Annotated in this window: 18 protein-coding genes and 1 riboswitch; of the genes, 5 read left to right on the forward strand and 13 right to left on the reverse strand. The window is 61.9% G+C overall.

Features of this window, described 5'->3' with window-relative positions:
* Positions 1 to 28: 28 nt before the first annotated feature.
* Positions 29 to 143: riboswitch (TPP riboswitch) on the reverse strand.
* Positions 144 to 284: 141 nt separating this feature from the next.
* Positions 285 to 1,709 (forward strand): cytochrome P450, encoded by a 1,425-nt coding sequence (locus EY713_RS01790; RefSeq protein ID WP_245572853.1) that lies wholly within the window; start codon positions 285 to 287, stop codon positions 1,707 to 1,709.
* 50 nt (positions 1,710 to 1,759) lie between these two features.
* Here EY713_RS01790 and EY713_RS01795 read toward each other — a convergent pair whose 3' ends face one another.
* Entirely contained in the window at positions 1,760 to 2,419 is a 660-nt protein-coding gene (locus EY713_RS01795; protein ID WP_131113294.1) for a TetR/AcrR family transcriptional regulator, read from the reverse strand.
* A gap of 131 nt (positions 2,420 to 2,550) precedes the next feature.
* On the opposite strand from EY713_RS01795, the gene EY713_RS01800 reads away from it, so the two are divergent.
* Together EY713_RS01800 and EY713_RS01805 are read left to right on the forward strand one after the other, a co-directional pair.
* On the forward strand, positions 2,551 to 3,807 hold the full coding sequence (locus EY713_RS01800) for an HlyD family secretion protein (RefSeq protein ID WP_131113295.1): 1,257 nt from the start codon (positions 2,551 to 2,553) through the stop codon (positions 3,805 to 3,807).
* A gap of 4 nt (positions 3,808 to 3,811) precedes the next feature.
* Positions 3,812 to 5,410 (forward strand): DHA2 family efflux MFS transporter permease subunit, encoded by a 1,599-nt coding sequence (locus tag EY713_RS01805; RefSeq protein WP_131113296.1) that lies wholly within the window; start codon positions 3,812 to 3,814, stop codon positions 5,408 to 5,410.
* A 19-nt stretch (positions 5,411 to 5,429) separates the two neighbouring features.
* On the opposite strand, the gene EY713_RS01810 is transcribed toward EY713_RS01805, so the two are convergent.
* Together EY713_RS01810 and EY713_RS01815 are read right to left on the reverse strand one after the other, a co-directional pair.
* A complete protein-coding gene (locus EY713_RS01810; protein ID WP_165490993.1) occupies positions 5,430 to 6,053 on the reverse strand; it encodes a DUF1345 domain-containing protein in 624 nt (207 codons plus the stop codon).
* Positions 6,054 to 6,250: 197 nt separating this feature from the next.
* Positions 6,251 to 6,739, reverse strand: a complete 489-nt coding sequence (locus tag EY713_RS01815; RefSeq protein ID WP_131113298.1) for a DUF2147 domain-containing protein — start codon at positions 6,737 to 6,739, stop codon at positions 6,251 to 6,253.
* A 456-nt stretch (positions 6,740 to 7,195) separates the two neighbouring features.
* On the opposite strand from EY713_RS01815, the gene EY713_RS01820 reads away from it, so the two are divergent.
* On the forward strand, positions 7,196 to 11,017 hold the full coding sequence (locus tag EY713_RS01820; RefSeq protein ID WP_131113299.1) for a PAS domain S-box protein: 3,822 nt from the start codon (positions 7,196 to 7,198) through the stop codon (positions 11,015 to 11,017).
* A gap of 54 nt (positions 11,018 to 11,071) precedes the next feature.
* On the opposite strand, the gene ppa is transcribed toward EY713_RS01820, so the two are convergent.
* The 8 genes from ppa to EY713_RS01860 form a co-directional block, all read right to left on the reverse strand.
* On the reverse strand, positions 11,072 to 11,617 hold the full coding sequence (gene ppa / locus EY713_RS01825) for an inorganic diphosphatase (protein ID WP_131113300.1): 546 nt from the start codon (positions 11,615 to 11,617) through the stop codon (positions 11,072 to 11,074).
* A gap of 129 nt (positions 11,618 to 11,746) precedes the next feature.
* On the reverse strand, positions 11,747 to 12,253 hold the full coding sequence (locus EY713_RS01830) for a GNAT family N-acetyltransferase (RefSeq protein WP_131113301.1): 507 nt from the start codon (positions 12,251 to 12,253) through the stop codon (positions 11,747 to 11,749).
* Positions 12,254 to 12,374: 121 nt separating this feature from the next.
* The gene (locus tag EY713_RS01835) at positions 12,375 to 13,739 is read right to left on the reverse strand and encodes a DEAD/DEAH box helicase (RefSeq protein ID WP_131113302.1); all 1,365 of its coding nucleotides are present in this window, start codon (positions 13,737 to 13,739) and stop codon (positions 12,375 to 12,377) included.
* Between the two features lie 265 nt (positions 13,740 to 14,004).
* Positions 14,005 to 14,556: a YceI family protein gene (locus EY713_RS01840; RefSeq protein WP_245572854.1), complete on the reverse strand. Its 552-nt coding sequence runs from the start codon at positions 14,554 to 14,556 to the stop codon at positions 14,005 to 14,007.
* A gap of 13 nt (positions 14,557 to 14,569) precedes the next feature.
* Positions 14,570 to 15,181: a cytochrome b gene (locus EY713_RS01845; RefSeq protein ID WP_131113304.1), complete on the reverse strand. Its 612-nt coding sequence runs from the start codon at positions 15,179 to 15,181 to the stop codon at positions 14,570 to 14,572.
* Between the two features lie 72 nt (positions 15,182 to 15,253).
* On the reverse strand, positions 15,254 to 15,856 hold the full coding sequence (locus tag EY713_RS01850; protein WP_131119143.1) for a YceI family protein: 603 nt from the start codon (positions 15,854 to 15,856) through the stop codon (positions 15,254 to 15,256).
* A gap of 123 nt (positions 15,857 to 15,979) precedes the next feature.
* Complete coding sequence (locus tag EY713_RS01855) at positions 15,980 to 17,218, reverse strand: argininosuccinate synthase (protein WP_131113305.1); 1,239 nt, start codon at positions 17,216 to 17,218, stop codon at positions 15,980 to 15,982.
* Positions 17,219 to 17,309: 91 nt separating this feature from the next.
* Positions 17,310 to 17,633, reverse strand: a complete 324-nt coding sequence (locus EY713_RS01860; protein ID WP_131113306.1) for a hypothetical protein — start codon at positions 17,631 to 17,633, stop codon at positions 17,310 to 17,312.
* Here EY713_RS01860 and EY713_RS01865 point away from each other — a divergent pair.
* Complete coding sequence (locus EY713_RS01865) at positions 17,626 to 17,961, forward strand: hypothetical protein (protein WP_131113307.1); 336 nt, start codon at positions 17,626 to 17,628, stop codon at positions 17,959 to 17,961. The two genes, EY713_RS01860 and EY713_RS01865, sit on opposite strands and share 8 nt — an antisense overlap.
* Here the strand turns inward: EY713_RS01865 and EY713_RS01870 are convergent.
* Together EY713_RS01870 and EY713_RS01875 are read right to left on the reverse strand one after the other, a co-directional pair.
* Complete coding sequence (locus EY713_RS01870; RefSeq protein WP_245572688.1) at positions 17,945 to 18,769, reverse strand: IS3 family transposase; 825 nt, start codon at positions 18,767 to 18,769, stop codon at positions 17,945 to 17,947. The genes EY713_RS01865 and EY713_RS01870 overlap by 17 nt on opposite strands.
* Positions 18,742 to 19,089, reverse strand: a complete 348-nt coding sequence (locus tag EY713_RS01875) for a transposase (RefSeq protein WP_131113309.1) — start codon at positions 19,087 to 19,089, stop codon at positions 18,742 to 18,744. The genes EY713_RS01870 and EY713_RS01875 overlap by 28 nt, the downstream gene beginning before the upstream one ends.
* Positions 19,090 to 19,100: the final 11 nt, after the last annotated feature.

The raw sequence follows: 19,100 nt of genomic DNA on the forward strand, positions 1-19,100 counted from the left end.
TGAACGAGTGACAAGATTCGAGAGGGGTGCCCTCGACATTCGCGTTCCCTCCGCCGGCATGACCCGGTTCAGGTTCAACGGGTTTTTCTCGGCTTGCGAGAAGTCTCAGCCTGGCTCACGCCCAGGCACCCCGACGACTAAGGTTTGAGCCATAGCCGAACCATTCCTTGGCCGCAACCGTGTTCGGCGGCACGCTGTGCGGAAACGTCTCGAGCGACCGAGGCGCAAAGTCAGCCGTGAGCCCTATCTAGGTAGAGGATCTAGTTTTCGACGGGGGCTCGGCCTTGACCTTTACGTCTGTGCAATCCGACATCGCGCTGAAAACACGGCAGGGCCGTCCCGCCCCACGGGCGCCGGGCCCTGTGCCACTCGACCAGCCTCTCGGCCCTCTCGAGTTGCTTCGCGCCTTGCGCGACAATCCGATGACAACCTGGACCAAACGGCACTTCACCGAGAAAGTCGTGGGCGGAACCGGGCTCCTCGGCCGCGTGATGGTATTCAGCGATCCCGCCCTGATCCGGCATGTGCTGGTCGATAATGCGGCGAATTACTGGAAGGGCGACCTGCAGCAGCGCATGCTGTCCCAAGGGCTTGGCAAAGGCCTTCTGCTCGCCGAGGGCGAGCTTTGGCGGAGCCAAAGGCGCGCTATGGCGCCGTTATTTTCGCCGCGCAACGTCGCTGGATTTCAGGGCACGATGGCCGATGTCGCGCATAACCTCGTCGATCGGTGGCGACGGCAGCGTGATGGCCGCACTGTGGATGTGGCCAATGAGATGGCGCGCGGCACGCTTCGCATTCTGGCGCGGACCATCTTTTCGGACGGCTTGACGCGGACCACCGACGAATTCGCGAGGGCGGTCACCAGCTACCTCGACGTGATCGGCAAGCTCGACCCGCTCGACGTGCTCGATGCGCCCGAGTGGGTGCCCCGTGTCGGGAAATGGCAGTCCCGCCCGACCCTGACCTTCTTCGAGGATGCGATCGACGCGATGGTCGTGCGGCGGCAGGCGCAGATCAAGGCTGATCCCGCCTCCGCGCCACGGGACCTGTTGACCTTGTTGCTCGAAGCTGCCGACCCTGAGACCGGCGCCGGCCTCAGTGAACTCGAGGTGAGGGCCAACGTCATGACCTTCATCGCGGCAGGCCATGAAACAACATCCAACGCGTTGACCTGGGCCTTGTATCTGCTGTCCCAGGCGCCCGACGCGCGACGTCGTGTCGAGGAGGAGGTCGATGCCTTGTTGCCGGACGGCATCGTGGCGCCGGGCGTGCTCGATCAATTGGTCCAGACGCGAGCCGTGCTCGACGAAGCCCTCAGGCTTTACCCACCTGCGGCCACGATCAGCCGAGAGGCGCGAGACTTCGATCAGATCGGCGATATCCGCATCAAGGCGGGAACCGGGATCATCATCTCACCCTGGGTGCTACACCGGCACAAACTGCTGTGGGAGCAGCCCGACAATTTTCGGCCGGAGCGTTTTTTGCCCGAGGCGCGAGGCACAATCGACCGGTTCGCCTACTTGCCGTTCGGGGCTGGGCCGCGCGTCTGTATCGGCGCCTCCTTCGCCTCACAAGAGGCCGTGACCATGCTGGCCACCATCATCCGATCGTTCCGGCTGGACCTCGCCAGAGGGCACGAGGTTATGCCGATCCAGCGCATCTCGCTGCGGCCGAAAGGCGGGATGCCGATGGTCTTGCGGCGGCGCTGACGGTCAGCGCTTTGCGTGGACCGAGCATACTTTTGCGATAGCGCCGACGCTCAGCGTTTCGCATCGGTGAGTGGGAAGGCCCGCATGAACACCGCCACCACGGCCGTGACATGACGCGCGATGTCCTCGCTTGTCGGCGTCTGCTGAACGCAAAGCAGAACCGGCAGGAGCAAGTGTTTGCACATGTCGCAGAAAAAGCCGCCTGCGAGCACCGGATCGTCGATCGAGATCACGCCTTTATCGACCTGCGCCCGCAGATAGTCGCCGAGGCGTGTCTGGCCGATTTCTGGCCCGGCCTCGTAGAAGGCGCGTCCAATACTCGGAAATTTGGCCGCGACGCTAGCGACGATCCGAAGATGCGCCACCGAACTCGGACGCAACATGCGCTCCAGCAACCGTTCACCAAAAGCCTGCAACGTGGTCGCGACATCGGCATCGCGGTGATCGAAACGGCACATTTGCTCGGCCTGCTCGCGCTTGTCCTCGCGGATCAACGCCTCGAACAAGGCTTCCTTGCTGTCGAAATAGACGTAGAGCGTGCCCTTCGACACACCGGCCCGTCGCGCGATCTCGTTCATACTGGCCGCGTCGAAACCGTCCTGCAGGAAAACCTCGCGCGCGCCGTCGACGATCTGACGGCGTTTCGCGCCTTCGTCACGCCCCTTGGGCCCGTCGTCGGACGGTCGCTGCGGTGGTGATACGAGGCTCACGTCGGCTCCAAATTGTTTGACCGAACGGTTCAGTCAGTCTTGATCTACGAACGAAGACCCGCTAAGTCAATGCAAATGACCGAACGGTTCAGTCAATCCGTGCTGTTCGATCACATGTGTTGGAGCACGGCATGCCGGAACATCCTACTACCGAAACGTCGGCTGAGGTCGGCGCTGCACAGACCGTGCCGATGGGCGGCGAAGTCGTGGTGCAAAACGCGACCCAGGCACCAAGCTCTGTCGCGATGACGGGTCAGGTCCTTCCACCCAAGAAGAAGCGACGCCGTGTCGTGCTGCCGCTTGTGCTGCTGGCGGCCGTCGCCGGTGGCGGCTACGAAGGCTACAAGTGGTTCGTCGAAGGCCGCTTCCTCGTGTCGACTGATGATGCCTATGTCAAAGCCGACATGTCGATCATCGCCGCGAAGGTGGGCGGCTACGTGACCACGGTGCCGATCGTCGACAACGTTCACGTGACGAAGGGCCAGGTCCTCGCCACGATCGATGATGGGGACTACAAGATCGCGGTCGATAGCGCGCAAACCCGCATCGACACGCAGGATGCGACCATCGCTCGCATCGGCCAACAGGTCTCGGCTCAAAACGCCATGATCGATCAGGCCAAGGCGCAGCTTCTCTCGGCCAAAGCCGAAGCGCAGCGGACCGTGACCGAATATCAACGCGCCAGCAGCCTGATGCAGAGCAGCTACGGGACGCAGCAGCGGCTCGATCAAGCCTTGACCGACCGCGACCGCAGTGCGGCGGCGGTGGCGAGCGCCGTCGCAGCGCTCTCGTCGGCTGAGGCGAACGTCGGCGTGTTGCAGGCCCAGAAGCTCGAAGCCCAGAAAGTGCGGGCGGAGCTCGGCACCACGCTGGCCCGGGCGCAGCGCGACCTCGACTTCACGATCATCAAGGCTCCGTTTGATGGCATGATCGGCAACAAGGCCGTTCAGCCTGGCCAATATGTGCAGACCGGCACGCGTTTGCTGGCCTTGGTGCCGCTCGACAGCGCCTATGTGGAAGCCAATTTCAAAGAGACTCAGCTTGATCGGCTGAAGCCCGGACAGAAGGTGACGATCAAGCCGGATGCGTTCTCGAGCCGCACCATCGAGGGTAAGGTCGAGAGCGTCGCACCGGCATCTGGGGCGGAATTTTCGATGCTCCCCCCTGAGAACGCGACCGGCAATTTCACCAAGATCGTGCAGCGCATTCCAGTGCGGATCAAGATCCCGACCGCCGTTGCCGAGGAGCGTCTGCTGCGGCCGGGGCTGTCGGTGGAGGTTGAAGTTCATACCCGCGACGAAAATCAGCCGCAGCCCTCGCTGATGACCGCTCTCGGCCTCGACGCTGTCGCGTCGGCTGTGCGTCAGCACACCAGCAAGGCGGATTGATCCGATGTCGACTGTCAGCATCGCGGCGCGCCCCGTTGCGGCGCTGACGCCCACGCCCGCCGCGGCGGCCCCGGGGCTCGACACACGCAAGCTGATCACCTTCATCTTCATGGTGTTCGGCATGTTCATGGCGATCTTGGACATTCAGATCGTCTCGGCTTCGCTCGCCGAAATCCAAGCCGGCCTTTCGGCCAGTTCGGAAGAGGTTGCCTGGGTCCAGACCAGCTATCTCATCGCCGAAGTCATCATGATCCCGCTGTCCGGGATTTTGTCGCGCGCCTTCTCGACCCGCTATCTGTTTGCCTTTTCGTGCGCCGGCTTCACGCTGATGAGCTTCATGTGCTCGACCGCGACGGACATCAATCAGATGATCGTGTGGCGCGCCCTGCAAGGCTTCATCGGCGGAGCCATGATCCCGACCGTCTTCGCGTCGTCCTACATGATCTTCCCGAAGGAAAAGCAGCCGATCATTGCGCCGCTGATCGGGCTGGTGGCAACGCTCGCGCCCACGATCGGGCCGACTGTCGGCGGTTACCTAACGGATCTCTTCTCCTGGCACTGGCTGTTCTTGGTCAATGTGGTGCCCGGCATCATCGTCACGATCGCGACCTATTTCCTGATCGATTTCGACAAGCCCGATACGTCGCTTCTGCAGAAGTTCGATTGGACGGGTTTGTTCGGCATGGCGGTGTTCCTCGGCGCGATGGAATATGTGCTGGAAGAGGGACCGCAGAAAAACTGGTTCGACGAGAACGTCATCGTTTGGAGTGCCGCCGCGTCGGTTGTGGGCTGCATCGTTTTCTTCTGGCGGGCCTTCACGGCGCCTCAGCCCATCGTCGATCTCACCGTTTTTTCCAACCGAAACCTCGCGATGGGCTCGATCTTCTCGTTCGTGATGGGCATCGGCCTCTATGGCCTCACCTACATCTACCCGGTCTACCTCGCCGACGTGCGCGGCTATTCCTCGCTGCAGATCGGCGAAACCATGTTCGTCTCCGGTCTATGCATGTTTGTCGCGGCGCCGATCGTCGGCCGTCTCATGGGCAAGATCGACCCGCGCATCATGATCGGGGTCGGCTTTCTCGGCTTTGCGATCGGCACCTGGCAAGCCTCACTGATCACGAAAGATTGGGATTTCTGGGAATTGTTGGTGCCGCAGATGCTGCGCGGCTTTTCATTGATGACCGCCATGGTGCCGATCAACAATGTGGCGCTCGGAACGGTGCCGCCCAATAAGCTCAAGAACGCATCCGGCCTGTTCAATCTCACGCGTAACCTTGGCGGCGCCGTTGGGCTCGCCATGATCAACACGACGATCAACAACCGTTGGGATCTGCACTTGCAGCGGCTGCATGAAAGCGTCGCCTGGGGACATGTGCAGGCCGAGGAGATGATGACCAATCTGACCGGCGCCTTTGCGTCGATGGGATCGGATGCGGCGATGTCGGCCACCAAGCAACTCGCCCGCATGGTGCGGCGGGAGGCGCTCGTCATGTCTCTGGCGGACGTCTTCCTCGCCCTGACGGTGCTTTTCGTGGCGTTGGTCTTCGTCACGCCGCTGATGCAGAGGCCGGCCCGCAAGGGCGGCGGCGACGCGCATTGAGGCGACGACGACTGCCGTTTTAAAAAAGGCTCGCCGTTAGATTGATGGTCAGAGCCAGCACAACGGTGTTGAACGTAAAGGCGATCAAGCCGTGCACGGTACCGAGGCGCCGCAGCGGCTTCGACGTAAATTCGATGTCGGCGGTCTGGCAGGCCACGCCGATCACGACGGCAAAATGCAGGAAATCCCAATAATCTGGCTCCTGATCGCCAGGAAACTTCAGGCCGCCAATCACGTCGTCTTCTTGCGGTGTGCTTTCGTCCGGGGCGTAATATTCATGCGCGTAATGAAGCGCGAAGACGACCTGGACCGTGAACCAGGACAGCGCCACCGTGGCGATCGCGGCCCCGATGCGAAGGCCCTTTTCTAAACCGGCCGCATTTTTGGCCAACGATAATTCGATGCCGACGGCCGCCAAGCTTGCAGCTGCTGCGATCAACACGACCCCGAGAATCAGGCCCTTTCCTTCGTCTTGTTCGGCCACATAGGCCTGAATGTCCTCGCCCTGTTGCTTGCGCCAGTTCAACATGATGAGGACGACGAACCAGACGCAGGTAACGTCCCAGGACACCACGGCGGCAGAACTCGCTTGAAGCCCCGGCGCGAGGAGCGTGAGCGCCAGAAACGTCGCCAAACCGGCCACGATTCCACTCGTCAGGCGCGGGCGCCATGCAAACGGGCCGAGCCATCGGCGAAGCAGGGGGCGCGGGCGGTAAAATTTGCGAGTTGTCTTCATGCCCTCGTGTGTCGCATCACCGATGGCGACACCGCAAGCCGAACCTTTCACCCCTCACATCAGGCCGCTGCAGGAGCGGTCTGATGTCGGTCGACCTCAGCGCTTTATTGGGCGTCATGCGGATGCGGGGCCGTGCCGGTGGCCGGTTTGGCGACTTTGGTCGCGACCATCTTGGTGTTCATCGCAAAATCGGAAACGCGCGCCCAGGTTTGCGAACCGCACAGAAAGTGCAGCAAGCACCCTCTCACTTCGAGTTCGGCGGGTTTATCGATCGCCAACGTCACTTCATATTTTTTGCCATCGTCGGCATTGTAGATCTCACCCGCGAAATGCGTCTTGTCCTCGGGCTTAAGGTCCTGAATGATCTGCAAGCCGAGACTCGGGCGGCTCCGTTTTGCTGGATCGGGGTTCTTGATATCGGTCCGAGGTTGGCCTTTGTCATTCAGCGGGTCCTTCATCCACGCCACGTAGCCGCAAAGCCCGGAATTATCCGCGCCGCACTTCTCCAGCCTGATCTTGGCGCGACCATCTTCGGTCAGCCACGTCCCGACGGGATCGAGCGATGCGGGTTGCGCGAAAGCATGGGCGCTCATCAACACAAGTCCCAAAAAAGCAGAGCCGACTAGCAATCTCACGGAACGCTCCTCACTGGCGCGGTGTCGGAAAGATGTGCTTTCCGTACCGCAGGGGATCACCGAATTCCAACCGATCCCCAATTTGCATTGACGATTGGCGGATGAGCAGGTTTGAAACCAGCGTCATCGTCGAGGCCTATCGCAGGGCATCGTGGCAGGATGTTGGCTGTCGTCTGTCCTGGCATCTGGAACCAGCAGGCCGGCGACGAACGCAAGCGTTCGTCGTCATGATCGTCGCCTTCTGCCAAGCGGCGTCCTCTTTGGCGAAAGCAGGCATGTCTCAGCTTTTCGCAGGAACTCCCGCAACGAAGGCGGCTCCGTTGGATTGATGGTTATCCTTGGTGCCGCGTTGCTGTACCAGGGGTCGTCCTATCCCACTGCAATCGTGAATGGGGTTCAGGAGCGGAGAAACCGTTGCAGCCGAGCGATATCGAGGATCTTCTGCGCCGCGAGCGGGAGCTTCTTCAGGACATCAGAACCATTCGCGTCGCCCTCGCGGCGGCCGACAGCTCAGGCGTGACTCCGTCCGGCGAGACCGCGACGACATTCGACCAGACGCTGCTTTACCGGGCCATCCTCGAAAGCGCGACCGACTATGCCATCATCGCCGCAAGCCTCGAGGGGCGGATCGTCGAATGGAACGTCGGGGCACGGCGGGTTCTCGGCTGGTCTCAGGAGGAGATCGTCGGCCAGGACATTCGGATCATCTTTACGCCGGAGGATCGCGAGGCCGGCGTCCCCGAACGCGAGATGAGCACCGCCATCGAGGCGGGCCATGCGATGGACCTGCGATGGCACCTGCGCTCCGACGGATCTCGATTTTGGGCCGATGGTCGGATGATGCCGCTGAAAACCATCAGCGGCGAGATCACCGGTTACCTCAAGATCCTGAAGGACGAAACCGGGCTGAAATCCTCCGAAATGCAGATTTCGGCGCATGGCAATGTTCTCCGTACCATCACCGACACGATCGATACGGCGATCATTCAGGTCGACGCATCCCATCATATCGTCTTCGTCAATCCGGCTGCGGAACGGCTGCTCGGCTGGTCGGCAGCCGATCTCCACGGCCGGTCGTTCTACGACACGCTGTGCTTGTCGCCTGCCGCGGATGAGGCTGACACAAAGGCGCTCCGCGATGTCCTGCAGACCGGCAAGGTCGTTCGCGACATCGAGGCGACGTTCGCGAGGCGTGACGGCACCCCAGCCTATCTGAGTTGCTCGAATACGCCGATCCTGGTCGACGGTCTCGTGGTCGGGGCCGTGATGGCGGCGCAGGATCGCTCGGCGCGCCACCATGCCGACGAGGCGAACCGAGCCGAGTTGCGGAGACACGAAGCGCTCGCCGAGGTTCTCCGCGCGATAGAAGCGGGTGCAGGCGACCTCGACGCGATCGTGGCGGCTGTCGCCCATGGTGCCTTAAAGGTCATGCCGCAGGCGATGGGAGCCGCCGTCCAAATGGTCGAGGACGAGCATTGCGTCTATCGCGCTGTCGCCGATCCGGCTTTCGGCGCGGTCGGTCTGCGGCTTCCGCTCGATCGAAGCCTTTCGGGAGCAAGCCTTGCGCTCGGGCGGCCGCTCATCAGCGACGATACGGAATGCGACGATCGCGTCGACCATGATCTCTGTCATCGGTACGGCATCCGCTCGATCATCGCGGTGCCGATCTCGAGACATGGCGTGTTCATCGGTGTCTTTGAGGCGACGGCGACGACGCCCCAGGCTTTCGGGCCGCGCGACGTTTTGGTGGCACAAATCCTGGTCGGCCATCTCTCGACGGGGTTTGCCCAGGTCGACGAAGCGCGGGCCTTGCGAAACATGCGTCAAAGCGAAGAGCGGCTGCAGCTGGCGCTTCACGCTTCGGAGACGATTGGCATCTGGGATTGGGATGTGGCCAATGATCTCTGCTATGCCGATCCTCGCTTCGCCCGCCTATTTTCGGTTGATCCCGCCGCAGCGGCCGCCGGCCTTCCCATGGCCGATTACGCCCCCGGCATCTTTCCCGACGATCGCGTCTGGATCGGCATAGCGGTCCGCAAGGCGCTCGCCGAAGGCAGCGATTACGCGATCGAGCATCGCGTTCAACTATCGGACGGGTCCATTCGCTGGCTCGCGGCGCGCGGCCATTGTTACAACGGGCCGGACGGTCGTCCGAGCCGTTTTCCAGGCGCTGTCGTCGATATCACGGAGCGCAAGCGGATCGAGACCTCGCTCCGTACCGCCGAAACCAACGCGAAACTCGCGGTCCGCGCGGCTGGCCTCGGCTTGTGGGATTACGAGCCCGCGATCGACGTCATCACCTGGGATGATCGGTGTCGCGCGATTTTCGGCCTCGGCGCCGATGTCACGATGAGCATCGAACGCTTGATGAGCCATTTGACGCCGGCCGGACGCACCAATCTCCGCATGATCGTTCAAAACGCGTTGGCGGATGGACGGCTTGCCGATCAAGCGCATGAGTTCGAGATCCAGCGACCCGACGGCAGCGACGATCGCTGGATCGAAGTGTCGGCTCAGGCCTTCTTCACTGACGGGCGCTGCAGCCGCATCATCGGGACGATCGGCGACATCACCGACCGCAAGCGCCTGGAAGCGGCTTTACGGGAAGACGAGCAGCGGTTTCGCTCAATGGCCGAAACCATTCCGCAGCTGGCCTGGATGGCCGCACCGGACGGCAACATCTTTTGGTATAACGAGCGCTGGTTTGACTATACAGGCACGACGCTCGACGAGGTGCGCGGCCAAGGATGGCGCATCGCCCATCATCCCGACATGGTCGACGATGTGGCAGATCGGCTCCACGCCTGTTTTCGCGACGGCACACCCTGGGAGGACACCTTTCTGCTGCGCGGGCGCGATGGCTCGTACCGCTGGTTCCTCTCGCGCGCGATGCCGATCCGCGAGGAGAATGGCACGATCCTCCGCTGGTTCGGGACCAATACCGACGTCGACGACCAGATTCGGGCGCGCGAGGCGCAAGTACGATTCGGCGAGGATCTCGAGCGGCAGGTCGCATCCCGCACGCAGGAACTCAGCCTCGCCAATGCACGATTGGTGGCCGAAATGGCCGACCGACAGCGTGCCGAGGACGCGCTCCGCCAATCTCAGAAGATGGAGGCGGTTGGGCAACTCACCGGCGGCATCGCGCATGACTTCAACAATCTGCTGACCGGCATCACGGGCAGCCTGGACCTGATGCGAAAACGCATTGCCCAGGGCAGGATCGGGGAACTCGATCGCTACATGACGGCAGCGGGAACGTCGGCTCAACGCGCAGCCGCGCTCACGCATCGCCTGCTCGCCTTTGCGCGCCGCCAACCGCTGGACGCCAAGCCCGTCGACGCCAACGCACTTGTGGCCTCGATGGAGGATCTCTTCCAACGCACGCTCGGCGAAGCGATTGATATCAGCCTGCGCCTGTCGCCGGATCTCTGGACCACGTTATGCGATCCGCATCAGCTCGAAAATGCGCTTCTGAACCTCGTCATCAATGCACGCGATGCGATGCCTGATGGCGGTATGTTGACGATCGAGACCAACAATATCGAGATCGACGAGGCTGAAGCCCTGATCGATCCCGACCGACGGCCCGGGCAATATGTGACGTTGCAGGTCAGCGATACCGGCATGGGCATGGAGCCGGACGTCATGGCTCGCATCTTCGAGCCGTTCTTCACCACCAAGCCGATCGGCCAGGGAACGGGGCTCGGCCTCTCGATGATCTATGGGTTCGCGCGCCAATCCGAAGGTCACGTCAGGGTCGAGTCGGCGCTTGGCCTCGGCACGACCTTCACGCTGATGGTGCCTCGCTTCGCCGGAGCGAGCCAACCGAACGATCTCGCGTCACCCACCTCTCTTCCGGCGACGGCGGATGGCGAAACGGTTCTCGTGGTCGAGGACGATGCCGTGGTGCGCGCGCTCGTGCTCGATGTGCTGCGCGAACTCGGGTACCAGACCCTTGAGGCTCCGGACGGCATGGGCGGTCTCTCGATCCTGCAGGGTCGGGCACGGGTCGATCTCGTCGTAACGGACGTCGGCCTTCCCGGCCTGAATGGGCGTCAATTGGCCGAAATGGCACGCGCAAGCCGGCCGGGTCTGAAGGTGTTGTTCATCACGGGTTATGCCGAGAACGCCGCTTTCGGGCATGGCGCGCCCGACGCATCGATGCAGATGATCACCAAGCCATTCGCGATCAACGATCTCGCCACCAAGGTTCGCGAGATGCTGACACAATAAAAAAGGCCGGCTTTCGCCGGCCTCTAAAATCGCGATGGAGATCAAGTCCCCGCGTCAGCCCTTGGCGGCTTTCGCGGCCTTGGCGCGCTCGATTCCCTGAAGGATCAACTCACGCGCCTCGGCGGCATCGCACCACCGGACGATCTTGACCCATTTATTAGGTTCGAGATCCTTGTAGTGCTGAAAGAAATGCTCGATCTGCTCAAGCGTGATCGCTGGCAAATCGGTATAGTTCAGCACTTTCTCATAGCGTCGCGTCAGCTTGTTGGCCGGAACCGCGATGATCTTCTCGTCGCCGCCGCCCTCGTCCTCCATGATGAGCGCCCCGACGACGCGGCACGCCATCACGGCGCCTGGAATGATCGCCCGCGTATTGGCCACGATCACGTCGCATGGATCGCCATCATCAGACAGCGTATGCGGAATGAACCCATAATTCCCCGGATACCGCATGGCCGTGTAGAGAAAGCGATCGACCACGAGAGCGCCGGCTTCCTTGTCCATCTCGTATTTGATGGGCTCGCCGCCAATCGGCACCTCGATGATGACATTCACTTCATCGGGTGGATTCTTGCCGATCGATACGGCTTCGAGTTTCATCGTCACGCTCCGAATACGCCTAACAGACGGGCACTGCCCGAGGGGACCATAACCGTAGACGGCCTCAGTTAATAGACCACCTCGTCCGGCGAGCCGCCATTTGGCTTGAGCGTTCCAAAGCGTGCCGCTTCACTTGAAGCCAAATGCGACGCGGCCACGAACTTCGCTTCCAAACCGCTCCTCGGCCTCGCGAATGACCTGACCGCCGAGATGCCGATAGAACGACAATGCGCGTTCGTTGTCGGCCAGCGCCCAGACGAGCGTCGACGTATAGCCATGATTGGCAAGGTCCCGCCGCGCGGCGTCGAACAGACGACGGCCAAAGCCGAGCCCTTGAAATTCCGGCGCCAAGTAAAGCTCGAATAATTCGCCGCCATAGGGCATCGACGGCACACGGTTGCGGCCGTAGCTCGCATAACCGGCAATCGATTCGTCAAAGTCGAGAACAGTGAGCCGGGTGCCTCGAACGATCGCCGTGTGCCACCATTTGGGCCCCCGGCGCGCGATCATTTTTTCGAGTTCCCGCCCAGGGATAATACCCCGGTAGGCGTCCCGCCAAGCCGCATCATGAACCTCGGCGATGTCGAAGGCATCGCCGGTTCGAGCGCCTCTGATGGTGACCACAGTCTCGACCATGGCCGATGGTATGGCGGGCCGACGGCGGGAGGCAAGGCCTCACCGCCATTTTTTATGCCGGTCCGTTACCTGCTCCGTGGCCCGGGCCGTGATCGACACGGACCGGACATCGAGACCGCGATCAGCGACCCTGAAAGCGCGTCCGTTGGGCACCATCACGCGCCGGCCCGTTGCCAGGAGCGCGCGACGGACGCGGGGCGGCCGCTCCGGCACCTTCGACGGCCCGACGATCGTCGGGGCGACGTCCGCCACCATGGTTGGCATGGGCGCCAGCCGGGGCGCCCGAGCGGCGCGGCGGCCGCTGGCCGCGCGGTGATTCCTGACGCTCGGCTTCGACAAGTGCGGGAAGCACGGTCAGACCCTCGGGCAGCGGCATAATGTCGATGCGGCGACGGATGAGACGCTCGATATCACGCAGGTAGCTGCGCTCGTCATCCGCCACCATCGAGATGGCCTCGCCATCGGCACCGGCACGCGCTGTACGGCCGATGCGGTGGACGTAGCTTTCGGCAATGTTCGGCAGGTCGAAGTTGATCACATGCGTCACGCCGTCGACATCGATACCGCGTGCCGCGATGTCGGTCGCGATCAGCAGGCGCGACTTGCCGGACCGAAACGCCGCCATGGCCCGCTCGCGCTGGCCTTGCGATTTATTACCGTGGATCGCATCGGCCGGAATACCGGCTGCCGCGAGATGCTTGGCGATCCGGTCGGCTCCATGCTTGGTGCGGGAGAAGACGACCGCGCGCTCGATCTTCGAATCTTCGAGCAGCTTGTGCAACACGGCCTGCTTCTGCCGCGTCGGGCAGAAGATGATGTGCTGGGCGATGCGATCGACCGTAGAGGCAACCGGCGTCACCGCGACCTGAACCGGCTTGGTCAGCATCGAGGAGGCGAGATCGGCGATCTCCTTCGGCATGGTGGCCGAGAAGAACAGGGTCTGGCGACGAGCCGGCAGCTTAGTCAGAATGCGCTTGATGTCGCGCACGAAGCCCATGTCGAGCATGCGATCGGCTTCGTCCAAGACGAAGAGTTCGACCTCGCCGAGCGTCAAAGCGCGCTGGTCCATGAGGTCGAGCAGGCGGCCGGGCGTCGCGACGACGACATCGATGCCATTGGCGACGGCGCGGATCTGCTTGCCGATCGGCACGCCACCGAACACCACGGTCGAGGTGATGCGGAGGAACTTGCCATAGGTCGCGAAGCTCGCTTGGATCTGGCTGGCGAGCTCGCGGGTCGGGGCCAGCACGAGGGCGCGGCAAGCACGCGGGCCGGCCTGGCGGTTGATCTTGTTGAGATGCGTCAGCATCGGCAGCGCGAAGGCCGCGGTTTTACCGGTGCCGGTTTGAGCGACACCGAGAAGGTCGGAGCCGGCCAGCAAATGCGGGATGGATTGTTCTTGGATAGGGGTCGGGTTCTCGTAGCCTTCGGCCGCAAGCGCCTTCAAGATCGGCGCCGGAAGGCCGAGGTCGGTAAAAGTCGTCAAGATATGGGGTTCTTTCGTGGAGTTCAGGACGCAGCGATGACGCCGATCGGACACGCAGCCAAACAAAGGCTGCGATCCGTGCACTTGCCCTTGCGTGAGCCGGGCCGTCGTCAGGGTGCTTCGGTCATCAAGCGCGGAGTTATGGAACTCCGTTCACGCGGCTTCGTGCGCCAAGCACGTCTTCTGACCCGGCGCTGCTATGCGCGTTACCGTGCGATAAGTCAATGCGAGGGGAACTCTCGCCCGCCGCCGTCGAGAGCTCGGATCAGGGCTGGCTGGTCGCCGAGAGGTCGACATCGACATTCACCTCGAAGGCGACGTAATCGGCCGTCGTCCAAGCGCCCTGCCCCACACCAAAGGCAGTGCGGATCACCTGGGCCTTACCGACCGCGTGAGCCGTGTTGCCGCTGATCGACAAGGTGAAGGGCAGCACCACCGGCTTGCTGATCCGACGGATCGTCAGGGTGCCGTCCGCCTCATAGGCGTCGCCGCCCTTGGGCTTGAAGCCTGTGGCCTCGAACGTGGCTTGCGGAAATGTCGTCACATCGAACCAGTCGGCGCCGGGCAGCGCTTCGTCCCGCTGCTGATCGCCCGTTTTGGCGCTGGCCATGTCGATCGTGACCAGAGCGTGAGCCGCCTCCGGCTTGGCGGGATCGAAGTCGATCGTCGCCTTGAAGGTCTTGAAGGTCCCAGAGAAGGGCTCGCCCGTCTGGGTCCCCGAAAACGTGATCTTGCTTTTGGCCGGATCGACCGTCCAGGTCGCGGCCGAGGCAGCGGTTCCGGACAACAACGCGATTGCGACGGCAGTCGAAAGCATGCGGAGCATCATGTCATGGCCTCGTGGTCGATCGCGCACCGAACCGGGGCAGCCCCGGGATCATGCGCTGCAAAATCGTATCCTGCTCGATGAAGTAGTGCCGCAAGGCCGCACCTGCGTGAAGGGCCACGAAAGCGATCAGAACGTAAGCCCCGTAGGCGTGGACCATTTCCAGTACAGAACCGACGGACTTCTTGCTGGCGGCCGGAAGGCTCGACAGAAAGCTTAGATGCGGCCAGGGCAGCACCCCGTAGAGGACGGTTGGAAGGTTGAACGGCGATGCGGAAACGAGCGCCCAGCCGACCAGTGGCAATCCGATCATGAAGGCATAGAGCACCACATGGGTGCCTTCAGCGGCTCCCCGCTCCCAGGCCGGCATCTCAGCCGGCAAGGTTGGAGGCCGATGGCTGAACCGCCAGACGAGGCGGAGCACAGCCAAGATCAAAATGGTGAGACCGACCGACTTATGGAGTTGATAGAGCCGAAACTTGTTAGCGGGTGCCAACGAGCCATGAACCATCAGGAGGCCCATCACCACCATGGCGAGGATCGCCAAACCGATGAGCCAGTGCAGCGCGATTGCCACGCTCGTATACCGTTGGCCGCGCTCGACGGATGCACTCATGGCTGGCTCGCCCGTTGCTGTGAAGAAAAAAGGGGATCGTCTTTGCCGATCCCCTTCATGTCGCGTGTCGGTTTACTTGGCGTGTTCGAACGAGCCGCTGATGATCAGATCGACGTCGTCGCCGATGAGCGGCACGTAGGTCTTCACACCGAAGTCGCTGCGCTTGATCTTGCCCTTCGCTTCGAAGCCGGCCGTGTAGCTCTTGCTTAGCGGGTTCGTGCCAGCGTTGACGTAGGTCACGGCGAGCGTCACCGGCTTCGTCACGCCATGCAGCGTCAGGTCGCCGGTCACGTTGGCGGTGCTGGCGCCGGTCTTCGTCACCTTCGTGGATTTAAAGGTCGTGTCCGGGAACTTGGTGGCGTCCAGCCACTGGTCACCCTTCAACTCGTCCAGCAGCTTGGGGCTCGGGACCGAGACGCTCGCGGTCTTGATCGTCACGTCCAGCTTGCTGGCGTCGGGCTTCGCCGGGTCGAGATCGAGGGTGCCGGCCGTGTCGGTGAACGAGCCATAATAGGTGGTGAAACCCATGTGGTTGACGCCGAACAGAACCTGCGTGTGGTTCGGATCGACATTGTATTTGCCGGCCTCGACCTTGGCGGGCTCAACTTTGGTCTGCGCCAAAGCCGGGACGCTGAGCAGAGCCACGAGGCTCAGGGCGGATACGGTACGAAACATCACAGGACTTCTCCAATGCACAACCGAGGGGCGAGCCCTCGTGAAGACGACTCTCGATAGCGCAATCGGACCATCGTCAAAATCACCAAAATTTCGCGAACTATCATCGGAATTTTAGATAGTTCAACCGCGCAGCTTGCGGTCGCGCTTGGCCAGCGTGCGAAGCCGCAGCGCATTCAACTTGATGAACCCGGCCGCGTCGCGATGGTCATAGGCCACCGCGCCCTCCTCGAAGGTCACAAGATCCTGATCGTAGAGCGAGTTGGGCGACGAGCGACCGACCAGAATCGTATTGCCCTTGTAGAGCTTGATGCGGACCTGGCCCGACACGTGGGTTTGGCTCTTGTCGATCAAGGCCTGCAGCATCTCGCGCTCGGGCGAGAACCAGAAGCCGTTGTAGATCAGCTCGGCATATTTCGGCATCAACTCGTCTTTGAGATGAGCCGCGCCACGATCGAGCGTGATCGATTCGATGCCGCGATGCGCGACCGCCAGAATGGTGCCGCCTGGCGTCTCGTACATGCCGCGCGATTTCATCCCCACGAATCGATTCTCGACGAGATCGAGCCGACCGATGCCGTTGATGCGGGCAAGATCGTTGAGCTTCGCCAGCAACGTCGCTGGCGACAGCGCCTCGCCATCGACCGCGATGGGGTCACCCTTCTCGAAGTCGATCGTGATGTAGGTCGGCTTATCGGGGGCATCCTCTGGCGAGATGGTGCGGCTGTACACGTAATCCGGCACTTCCTCGGCGGGATCCTCCAGCACCTTCCCCTCGGACGACGCATGCAGGAGGTTGGCATCGACCGAGAACGGGGCATCGCCGCGCTTGTCCTTGGCGATCGGAATCTGGTTCTTCTCCGCAAACTCGAGCAACGCGCTGCGCGAGGTCAGATCCCATTCGCGCCAGGGGGCGATGACCTTGATGTCCGGCTCGAGTGCGTAATAGGCGAGCTCGTAACGCACCTGATCGTTACCCTTCCCGGTCGATCCGTGCGAAACGGCATCGGCGCCAAGCTTGCGGGCGATTTCGATCTGCTTCTTTGCGATCAGCGGCCGGGCGATGGACGTTCCGAGGAGATAAAGTCCCTCGTATTGCGCGTTGGCGCGGAACATCGGGAAGACATAATCGCGCACGAATTCCTCGCGGAGATCCTCAATGAAGATGTGCTCCGGCTTGATGCCCAGCAGCAACGCCTTGTCGCGCGCCGGGCCAAGCTCCTCACCCTGGCCGAGATCGGCCGTGAAGGTGATGACCTCGCAGCCATAGGTGGTCTGCAACCATTTCAGGATGATCGACGTGTCGAGACCGCCCGAATAGGCGAGCACGACGCGTTTAATGGCTTTGTCTTGGGTGGGCATGCGGATTCCATCCTGAACCTGACAGTGGCGCGGGTCTTTCGACCTTATAGGCGGTGAAAAACCCGATGCAACCGCGCCCCTTACGCAACGCCTAACGGGTCCGGACTGTCATAGCGAAAGGATAGCCGGGTTCACCCTTTATGGCCAAACGCCGCACTTCTTCGCCAGCTCGCTGGAAAAGATCCCTGCCGCCCGAAGCCTCGTCGAGGATCGATTTCAGCTCTCCCTTGAGCGCGAGGGTATCGGGCGGCGGGCGATGACGCCCATCCGGCTTTCGCGTAAATTGCGTCGCCTGATCATCGGCAACCTGTCGGAGTTCCGATATCAACGCCGGGCTTGACTGGAAGCACTCGCGCGTGAGGCTCAAGTAAGCAATGAGTTCGGCTTTCGAGCCGAGACGATGAGCGATGTCCATCGCATCATCTTTCGCGACCTTCTCACCCAAAAAGAGCGAAAAGGCGCTGATGACAAGGTCAGGAGACAGCGACAAGTCGTTTGACTCCCTGGTCGTAAGCGGTCCGAAGGTCGGCTTCGATCATCTGCGCCATGATCTCGACTGTATATTTCTCCTCGAAGGACGCCCGAGCTCCCCTGCTCAGTCGGCTGAGGCGTTTGCCGTCCCGAGCAAGGTCAATCACCTTATCGCAATAGGCAGCATCGTCGCCGGGGGCCACCAGCACACCATTTTGACCGTCCACTGGAGTGGGCCCCTTCCGGTGGACGGTTTTAAGCCGCCGACTTGACCGTCTGCCGGGTGAAGTAATCCTCGAACTGTTTTGGGCTGAGATAGCCGAGGGCAGAATGCAGCCTCGTAGCGTTGTAGGTCTCTTCGATGAAGCGGGGAAGGTGTTCGGCCACATCCTCGAACGTCTCGAAGGCCATCGGGTAGACCGCCTCGACCTTGAGGGTCTTCATGAAGCTTTCGGCCTTGGCATTGTCGTATGGATTGCCACGTCTTCCCATAGATCCTTTGAGGCCGCGGGCCGCGAGTTCGTCGCGGTAGACCTTGGCAGCATATTGCGATCCTCGATCCGAGTGATGCACGCAACCGGACGACGGTTTGCGATCCACAACGGCAGCCCTCAGAGCCGCCAGGGTCAACCGGGCATCGATCGATCGGCTCATGGCATAGCCCACGACCCTTCTCGACCAGGCGTCGAGGACAATGGCAACGTAGACGAATGAGCCGACCACTTGAACGTAGGTGATGTCGGCGACCCAGAGTTGGTCTGGCCCGTTCAGCGCCATGTCCTGTGTCAGATTGGCGAAGATGGGATGATCGTGATCACTGTCGGTCGTGATGGTTGTGCGCCGTCGGATCCGCGGTTGCAGGTCATGCTCGCGCATGAGCCGGCGGACCTTCTTGTGATTGACCACGAGACCCTGCTGCCCAAGAGCTGCTCGAACACGACGCCATCCGTAACGCTCGAACTCTTCGCAGATCCGCCACATCGCTTCGACAAGGGCGGTTTCGTCGACGGCAGCCACCGGCCCGTCATAGAACGTGGAGCGAGCAAGACCCATCAGCCGGCACCCCTCTGCGACAGACAAGCCGCAGGGCCTGCTAAGGACACGGGCACGCTTTTCGGCCGGAGAGATGCATGAGAAGCCCCCTTTAGAAAGTCCAGCTCGAGAGCCTGTTTTCCGACCAGCCGCTCAAGCGCTGCGATGCGCGCCTCATAGGCCTGCAGAAGGTCTGCCGCGCCCAGGTCCTGATCGAGCGCCCCCGCCTGAAACTTATCTACCCAGATCCGGATCAGGTTGCGTGACAGATCGTGGCGCTTGGCGAGACCATGCAGGGTCTCGCCAGCCAGGTACTCCTGGACAACCTGTCGCTTGAATTCGACGCTGTGGGTTCGGTGTTGACTCATGGACTTTCATC

Origin of the sequence: Lichenihabitans psoromatis, from assembly GCF_004323635.1 — a bacterium.
Taxonomy (GTDB): domain Bacteria; phylum Pseudomonadota; class Alphaproteobacteria; order Rhizobiales; family Beijerinckiaceae; genus Lichenihabitans; species Lichenihabitans psoromatis.